We start from the raw sequence: 8,228 nt of genomic DNA, 5'->3' as shown, positions 1-8,228 counted from the left end.
TTCCGCGTGGCAGTGAGTGGCGGGTTTCGGTGGTCTAACTAATCGCTGGTGGCAATGGAAAGCGCTTCTTCCAGGCTGGTCATTCCGTTACGAACCTTGTCCAGCGCGCTGTCGGCGAGCATTTTCATGCCTTCGGCGCGCGCTGCTTCGCGTAATTCTGGCAGTGGGGTCCGCTTTTGAATCAAATCGGCCATATTGGCTGTAATTCGAACCACTTCAAAAACGCCCACGCGCCCCTTATATCCGTTGCCACGGCAAACATTGCAGCCTTTGGGTTTAAACATTTCCTGCCCGGCTTCAAAGCCGTAGCGCTGGGCGGTTTCTTCGTCGCAGGAGAAGGGTTGCTTACACTCTTTGCACAACCGGCGGATGAGCCGTTGGGCTTCCAGCACGCGCAAGGTTGCCGCCAGCAAGAACGGCTCAATTCCCATATCTTGCAAGCGACTAACTGCGGAAAGGGAGTCGTTGGTATGAATGGTGGAAAGCACAAAGTGGCCGGTTAAGGCGGCGCGCAGACATATTTGCGCCGTTTCTTGATCGCGCACCTCGCCCACCATGATCACGTCGGGATCCTGACGCAAAAAAGCGCGCAAAACGCTGGCAAAGGTTAGCCCTACTTGCGTCTTCACCTGAATTTGATTCATCCCGTCAAACTTGTATTCGACGGGATCTTCAACCGTGCAGATGTTGACATCGGGGTGATTCCGGTAGTTCAGGCAGGCGTACAGCGTGGTGCTTTTGCCGCTGCCTGTCGGTCCGGTTACTAACATCAGCCCGTGAGGCATGTCGATCGATTCCATCAGGTCCTTGGATTGCCGCTCGTCAAATCCCAGGCCTGTGAGTTGAACGGGGATAGCGCCTTTATCTAAAATACGCATCACGATTTTTTCGCCCCAGACGGTGGGCACGGTGCTGACGCGAAGATCGACCCGTTTCTCCCCAACCCGCAAAGAAATGGCGCCGTCCTGGGGAACCCGTTTCTCGGCAATATCCATCTTGGCCAAGATTTTGAAGCGTGACACCACGGGCAAGTAAAGCGAGCGTGGCGGCGGAGTGAGCTCCTGCAATACGCCATCGACACGAATGCGGGCTTTGCAGGTTTCCTCGAAGGGCTCAATATGGATATCGCTGGCGCCTCGGCTCATCGCCTGTTCGAGAATTTGATTGACGAGCATAATGGTGCGACCGTCGGGACCCGAAGGCAGCGCTTCGTCAAGATCCAAGACTTCGCCACTTGGCCCGTACCCATCGTCTTCGCCGAAACCCTCGTCGTCTTTGCCCTTTTCTCCCTCGCGTTTGCTGCGTTTTGTGGAGGCTTTTTTAGTAATTTTTCTGGCGCGATATTTTCCGTCGGTCGAAAAGTACGCGTCAATCAATCCCTCGACGACGGAATGCGTGGTGATGAGCGGCTTGACCGAAAGCCCGGAAAGAAATTCGATTTCATCGGCGATCAAAAGACTGTTTGGACTGGTGAAGACGACGGTAATGCCTTCTTCATCAACAGCGACCGGGGCAATGAAGTGTTCGCGGCAAAGTTTTTCCGGAATGTATGGAGCCAGCGCGCGATCGACAATTGAATTATCCGGCGGCGGTTCATAGAGCGGCGCCATCAGGTATTCAGAGTAAACCTGCGCGATATCTTGCTCGCCGACAAGTTCGCTTTCGATAACCGCCACTTCGCGCCGGTTATCTTCGACCGCCAGAATTTCCCCATGCGCAGACAACTGCTCTGCGGTGAGCAAACCCTTGTCGAAGAGCAATTGCACAAGAAGCGGATAGGCGGTGGTGGTTTCCGAAGGCGTCACTGCTTTTGATTTCTTCGTTGATGGTGTGGGCAGTCAACCGTTGTTGTCGCCGGACATTTGTGAGGGGTGGGGCGTGGTGACTTGGTGGAGATCATGGCGGCCGTTCCTGGGCGATTGTTCCGACGACTAAACGGATGAACGCCGGTATGGCAATCAATGCGATCTGTCGGCACTCATTGTAAGTTTTGCCGAATTGGCCTTCGGCTCTGGCGTGGGTAAGGGATCGGCATAGTGCAATTCTTTGGTTTCTCCTTGGAAACTTAGCACAACTTTGTCGATATCTACGTGCGCAACTGTATAAGCGTTGTGCGCGGCCTTGGCCCCCTTTCCGGAAGCTGTAATCTGTTCGCCTTCGGCATACAGCGAGCCGTTAATCACCGCGAAGCGGCTGCCGCCGGCGACATAAGTTCCGCTGAGAGTAAAATTCTTAAATTCATCTACGCGCCGTGCATCGGCCGCCGGTCCTTTTTTGGCGGCGGTCGATTTACCAGCGACCGTCGAGGCTTTCTGAGCGACTTTAGCGCCAAGGGATTGCGGAATTTCGAAGAGTCCGTCCCGAATGTCGCCCGCGGGCGATGGATTCAATAAGCTGGCCAGCGACGCAGCGGCCGATTTGTCGGAATTCTTGGATTTTGAGATGGCGGTAGGATCGTCAAAGTACGGCCAGCTAAGGTAGCCGAGAATTCCGGCAATTACGGCGATCGGCGCTATTCTGGAAAGTTTAGTGGGCATATTAGCCTGTCACTCCCACAACAGTTAAGTGCATCACCAGCGCGCCTTTGGTTTGAATGGACGTTTCGATATCCATAATGTCAACTCGCACGAGACGCGGATTCGATTCCAGCCATTTCAAAAAGTCATTCATGTCGCGCAGTTGGCCGTTGAGCTCGATTCGCATCACGATTCCCTTGTAAGGCCCGACCTCCTTCGGGGCGCCGGGATCCAATAAAATCAGCTTCAGCGGAAATTGCCTGATGCCGACCAACATGTATTGGACCCATTCGTCAGTGTCGGCTTTGTCGGGCACACGGTCTTTGAACGTGGCATATTCCTTGCGAAGGGTTTCGATGTCTTGCACGGTCTCCAAAAGCTTCTTTTGGGCCGCCAGCTTGTGCATGTCTTCATCAATATTCGCAGCCAGCGGGCTGAAGACCCCGACGTAGGCCACCGCTAACACAATGCCGGTGACAACAGCCCGTAGGAAACCGGGGTTGTGCAGGCGCTCGACGAGAGCCGCGACAGAACTTTTGCGTTTTCTAGCTGTTTGCCGGCTCATTTGTGTTCCTCCTTGGAAGCCGTTTCGTTGCCAGATGAAGCCGACGGACTGCCGGACTTAGGCAGGCAAATCACCGTGAAAAGTGCCTGGCTGACTTCATTCTTTTTCTCTACTGTTGGGCATTTTATGTCCGAGAGGGCCACCACGGGAAAGTTCTGCTGCAACAGCGGCGAATCTCGCAGCTGCGTTAATAACTGGTCGATTTGTTTGGGTGTGGAACCGTCAGCAGGAATCGGCGATTGGGCGCGAATTGTGTAGGATTTTTTCGGCGGAATTTTGGATCTTGGATCTTCCAATTCATAAATGCCCAGCAGCGTCAGCAGCGTGGTCTGTTCTGGAACACGATTGGAAATATCAGCGGTGTATCGAGTCCAAATAATTCTCGAGCCGACAAATGTTCGGATTGCCTCGACGCGGTTATTTAAGAATTGCTGTTCTTTGTTTAGCTCGGCTTGTGTTTTTGAGCCAACCCAGGGATGCTTTGCCAGCTCGTTGCGCAACGGCCAATCGGATTGACTTAGTCCGCGCCAGTGCAGAAACATAACCAGCGCCATGCAGACCACGAGCGTCAGCTGCACAACCAGTTCTCCCTTAGGAAAGATTTGCCACATGGAGGGAGCAGGAGTCAGCGACCGGCTGAGGTCCAACCCCTGCCCTGATTGCTGCGTCAGCGAGCTGAGCGCCAATCCATACGCCACCGCTGCGCCGTTCCACGGGGGACTATCGCAGCAAGCGATTTGCAATCCGGCTCGTTTCGCAAATTCGTCGCTGGTCAAGCCGCCACGGAGATCCTGGCGGCCGTGGACGATAGCCACATCGGCTTGCCCATCGACGCCACAACGCGTTGCCATGGCTTGGCACGAACGGATCGACGAGCAAATCGTTGGTATTTCTCTCCCCTTGGGCAAGCTGAAAGATTTCCAGAGGATGCAGGTCGAGGCGGCGGTCACCATGGCAATCGCCTCATGATCACTCAAGAACATGCGAATCGCGATGGTTGAGCGGCGCGTGCGCCGCTGTTGTACACCCGCCCGCAAAAGCGCCAGGGGCGCCGGTTCGGTGCGCAGGGGACGGATGCCGCATTTTTGCAACGTTTTTAACAAATCGGCCAGGTACACAGTACGGCAGGAAACGATGCTCACAAATTTGTTCTTGCCGAACACGCTGGACTGCATTTCAGCCGTCATCTCGTCGATGCAGGCATTGGGAGACTGCAACACTTCGCGGAGCAACGTTTGCGGCTCTGAAGGCGCGCTTTCAACTCGAGAAGGACGTGTGGAGTAGAAGACGCGCCGTGGGCAAATGCCTAAGGTAACGGAGCAAGCACGCTTCCGAGAACCTGCCAGCGGTGCGATGAGATTCGTGATCGTTTCTGCAAGGTTTTCCGGCTCGTACGAGTCGCTGGCGTGGACAATTTCGCTGGAACCCAGGGGCGTGCTAGCCACCTGACTGACGAACACTTCATGCTCGCCGATATAAAGACCAATACCCTTGTAAGGCGTAAATCTTGTCAGTACCGCTTTCACAGGTGTCTCCTGCGTTCCGCGGGCCTTTGCGGCGGCGTCGCGGGCTCGCCGCCCTATGGGCTCGCCAAATCAAAGGGGTAACTGAAAAGATTCAGCCTCACGAAGGGTAAGGTCTTAGTTAATTCAACTCGAATTGCGGAGGTTAACCACCCATCGGATTCACATCGGCAACAATCGTGCTATTCGTGGAATCATACCCCTGGTCGGTGAACGTCACCGTGTAGGTGCCGTATCCCGACGATGATCCCGCGCGGGTCAACGTCAAAGTCCAGGAATCCTCGATATGGCCACTGGAGCCGGCCGCTGGTGTTCCCACGGTGAAGTACTTCGGGGCGGGGAAACTGATGTCCAGCAGGCTGACGTCGTCGGCATAGGTGCCATTCTGTGCTTGATAACGCTCTTGCGAATCGCGCACGGCTGACAGGTAATTGAATGCTTCAGCTGCCTTCGAGCGTTCCACTGACTTCAGGAACCGGGGCACACCAAACGCCGCCAAAACGCCGATGATAACGATGACTACCGCCAATTCGACCAACGTAAAGCCACTGCGGGGTGCCTTTGAAAACGAACGACGACTCATATTTGTTCTCCTTGGTCTTGCACAATACATGTGGGCAACAAGTTTGAATGCAAGGCTGGATGCGAAAGGAACATTCCCATCGGAAACATCCGCCGACCATCAGGGCAATTGGTCAGACTTAAGGGTCCGGCCACCCTCCACAAGTACGCTGCAACGCTAAAAACTCTTAGATTGCGGTAAACCGCTTGTCAAATCTTTTTGTTGCCATAAGCCAATGTGCGCTCCAACGCACATGAGGGCGTACGGGTAAAGACAGCGCGGACAACATTTGGCGAGGAGCGCGTTGCAATTAAGAAACGCTCATGTTGCCAGGCCGCCACGCATTGGCGACGCATGAGCACAGAGGCGGACTATTTTTTCGGCTCGGCCAGCATGGGGGCCAACGGCGTTGCCGGCGTTGGCGCCGGGGCCGGCAACAACTCCGGCTCAGGACGTTCTAAAGGAATCTGGCTCGATTGATTTGGCAGCCAATCCGGCGGCGCCAGCTCCGCTGGAATTGGCCGGCCAGACATGTCCGTGGCGACGGTGCCATCGTCGGAAACACATCCAGTTTTGGAATTCCAAATGTGAGTCGTCATCAAAACAATCAGCTCTTTCTTGGTGACGCTCTTGGTGCGCTGGCCAAACAAATACCCCACTACCGGCAGACGGCTGAGATATGGCAAGCCGGATTGGTCCGTGTCGACTTCCGTATCCATCAATCCGCCGATCACCAAAGTGGCTCCATCAGGCACCATGACGTTCGTGGTGACCTCGGAAGTGTGGGCCTGCGGAATGCCGTCGACAATTTGACCGCTGCTGCGCTCTGGATGCACTTCCATACGTACCGCGCCGTCGTTCGATATGAACGGGCGCACTCGCAATATGGTGCCCACATTAAGAAACTGAACTTGCTGCGTGGTGCTGACGACGGTTTGGCTAAGAGTGCTATAACCTAATTGATCTCCCAATTGCAGCTCCGCAGGCTGTTTATTTAGCACCAGCAATCTGGGCGTTGCCAATACTTCCACCTTTCCGATTTCTTCCAATGCCTTGATGAACCCGGTAAGGTTCTTCCCCGATAAGCCGAATTGGCCCTCCGGAACGTTGTCAGCGGTGAAACCGCTTTTCAGCAACCCATCGACCACAACGCTTTGTGGTGCGAAACCGGCAGCGGCATTCAGCAACGAACCGTTGCCAACGACGCTTAGCACTTGTCCCGCGCTATTGACAACGCCGAAATTCACCCCCAATTCGCAATCGCAAGTGTGCTGTACACTCAGAATGACGGCTTCAATGAGCACCTGTGCCGGCTGGACATCGAGCTGGGTTACAATCTTGTCAATTTTGGCAAGCACCGATCGGCGGTCCTCCACAACGACTGCTTCTGGTGTTGCCAGCGCATCGCCGCCCGATATCGACTGAGCACCTCCGCCTCCGCCCCCCCCTGCTCCACCAGCTGCACCACCGCCTCCCCCGCCGCTGCCCCCACTGCTGCCCCCACCGCCGCCGATCACTTGGTTATTGACCAGGCTAATGGGCGTCACGCCTACTTGACTGGGTGGAGTAGCAGTCATTTTTCCTTCTTTGCTCAAAAACGGCTTAATAATCTTGGCAATATCGGTGCTGCGCGTGTAGTTCAACTGATATACGTGGACCCCCATTGGGTCTTCCTGTACTCCGCTGTTTTGCACCTTCATTTCCTGCGGCGTGTAGATATAGATGACGCCATTTTCATCGCGCTCGATCAAATTGCACGATTTTAGAATCACTTCCAGGGCTTGCCGCGGCGGCAAATTGGCCAGGTTGGCAGTGACTCGGCCCGTTACATTGGGGGAGACGACAATATTCAGCCCGTTGTTGCGGCTTAAAATCTCGAGGACTTTGCGGACGTCCACTCCGTCCAAGTGCATCATTCCGCCATCGTTTTGGTAACCGCCTTGGGGGACTCCAATCGGGGAAGATTCCATTGGCTCAGGCGGCAATGGCAGTTCTGCAGCCGGCTGTTTTTCCGAAGATTGCGGCTGATTTGCTTGTTTCAGCGTGGGCTGCGGCGGAATCGGCGGCGGCGCGGGCGGGGGAGTATCAGAATCCTTGGCGACTCCAAGATCCTTCAAATAATCAATGTCTCCCTGTGATTTCGGCACGACGCCGGGCGGAAACTGCTCATCGGTTTCATCACCCGCCGAGGATTCGTCACTCTTTGTAGAATCGTCATCACCACCAGCAGGAGGAACCGAATCGGATACTAATTGGACGCAGCCATTCGACTCGTAGTTATTTTGATTTGCTATTCCATGCGGAGCAGAGCCGGCGGAGTCAGCTGCTGATGGCTGCCGTAAACCGCCCGAGATTTTCATCGAGGGTGCAAATTGGTGCTGCGCGGAGTTGGCCGCATTTTGCTGCGTTTGTTGCGGCGCTGTTTCGCTGAACGTGTCCTTCACTTTCAACGATGCGCAACCGGCAACATCTGCCAGCCCCAAGCAGAGGAGCAGCAGTTCGACCATCGTTCGTGGAAGAGATCGGCTCAGGCTAAAAATGCGGCGTCTCTTCACGTGATTTGACGTCAGCAATGGATGACTCATTCCTACCTAATTGAAGCGCCCGTAAAATTCACAGCAGCGTTTGGATTCCGCAAGGAACTCCAAGCGCACCACATTTGATTGGGAGGTTTGTAGCGACATTACCGATTGCGGAATGCCGCACTCTGCTAATCGGCACAAACTAGCTAATAATTAACGGCAAATCTGAAGCTAGCAGCCAGCGGCGCCCCCACTTCAAGAGAGTGCGGGCGAGAAGCGTCCAAGATGGCCAATTCGCGGCAATGTGGAGCGTCTTGCTACCAATGCTGAGCTCTGCATGAGGGCCTGCTGCTTTCCATTTATGAATAGTATTCGGAAGGATGGCAGCGTTGCTATCGATTATGCGGCACTGCCAAACCGAAGGGAAAACCCATCATGCTCCAAAGAGGGGGGCGCGAGGGCAAAATAGAAACTATTGTTGCTAGGTGGAGATTTGCCCGGATCTTGCTCACTGCCCGCGAAACATGAGTACTACCGCAG

Annotated in this window: 6 protein-coding genes; all 6 read right to left on the bottom strand. The window is 54.8% G+C overall.

Features of this window, described 5'->3' with window-relative positions; translation table 11 throughout:
- Positions 1-38: 38 nt before the first annotated feature.
- Positions 39-1,805 carry a GspE/PulE family protein gene (locus tag VMJ32_00315; protein HTQ37437.1) on the bottom strand — a complete coding sequence of 589 codons (1,767 nt, stop codon included), beginning with the start codon at positions 1,803-1,805 and terminating at the stop codon, positions 39-41.
- A gap of 153 nt (positions 1,806-1,958) precedes the next feature.
- On the bottom strand, positions 1,959-2,537 hold the full coding sequence (locus VMJ32_00310) for a hypothetical protein (GenBank protein HTQ37436.1): 579 nt from the start codon (positions 2,535-2,537) through the stop codon (positions 1,959-1,961).
- Between the two features lies 1 nt (position 2,538).
- Entirely contained in the window at positions 2,539-3,081 is a 543-nt protein-coding gene (pilO, locus tag VMJ32_00305; protein HTQ37435.1) for a type 4a pilus biogenesis protein PilO, read from the bottom strand.
- Positions 3,078-4,607, bottom strand: coding sequence for a hypothetical protein (locus tag VMJ32_00300; protein ID HTQ37434.1), 1,530 nt, complete (start codon positions 4,605-4,607; stop codon positions 3,078-3,080). The genes pilO and VMJ32_00300 overlap by 4 nt, the downstream gene beginning before the upstream one ends.
- Before the next feature lie 142 nt (positions 4,608-4,749).
- The gene (locus VMJ32_00295) at positions 4,750-5,187 is read right to left on the bottom strand and encodes a type II secretion system protein (protein ID HTQ37433.1); all 438 of its coding nucleotides are present in this window, start codon (positions 5,185-5,187) and stop codon (positions 4,750-4,752) included.
- A 350-nt stretch (positions 5,188-5,537) separates the two neighbouring features.
- Positions 5,538-7,673, bottom strand: coding sequence for a hypothetical protein (locus VMJ32_00290; protein ID HTQ37432.1), 2,136 nt, complete (start codon positions 7,671-7,673; stop codon positions 5,538-5,540).
- Positions 7,674-8,228 lie beyond the last annotated feature (555 nt).

The sequence above is a fragment of the Pirellulales bacterium genome (assembly GCA_035499655.1).
Classification (GTDB): Bacteria; Planctomycetota; Planctomycetia; order Pirellulales; family JADZDJ01; genus DATJYL01.
The sequence above is the reverse complement of the archived record's forward strand: the minus strand, read 5'-3'. Positions and strand labels throughout refer to the sequence as shown.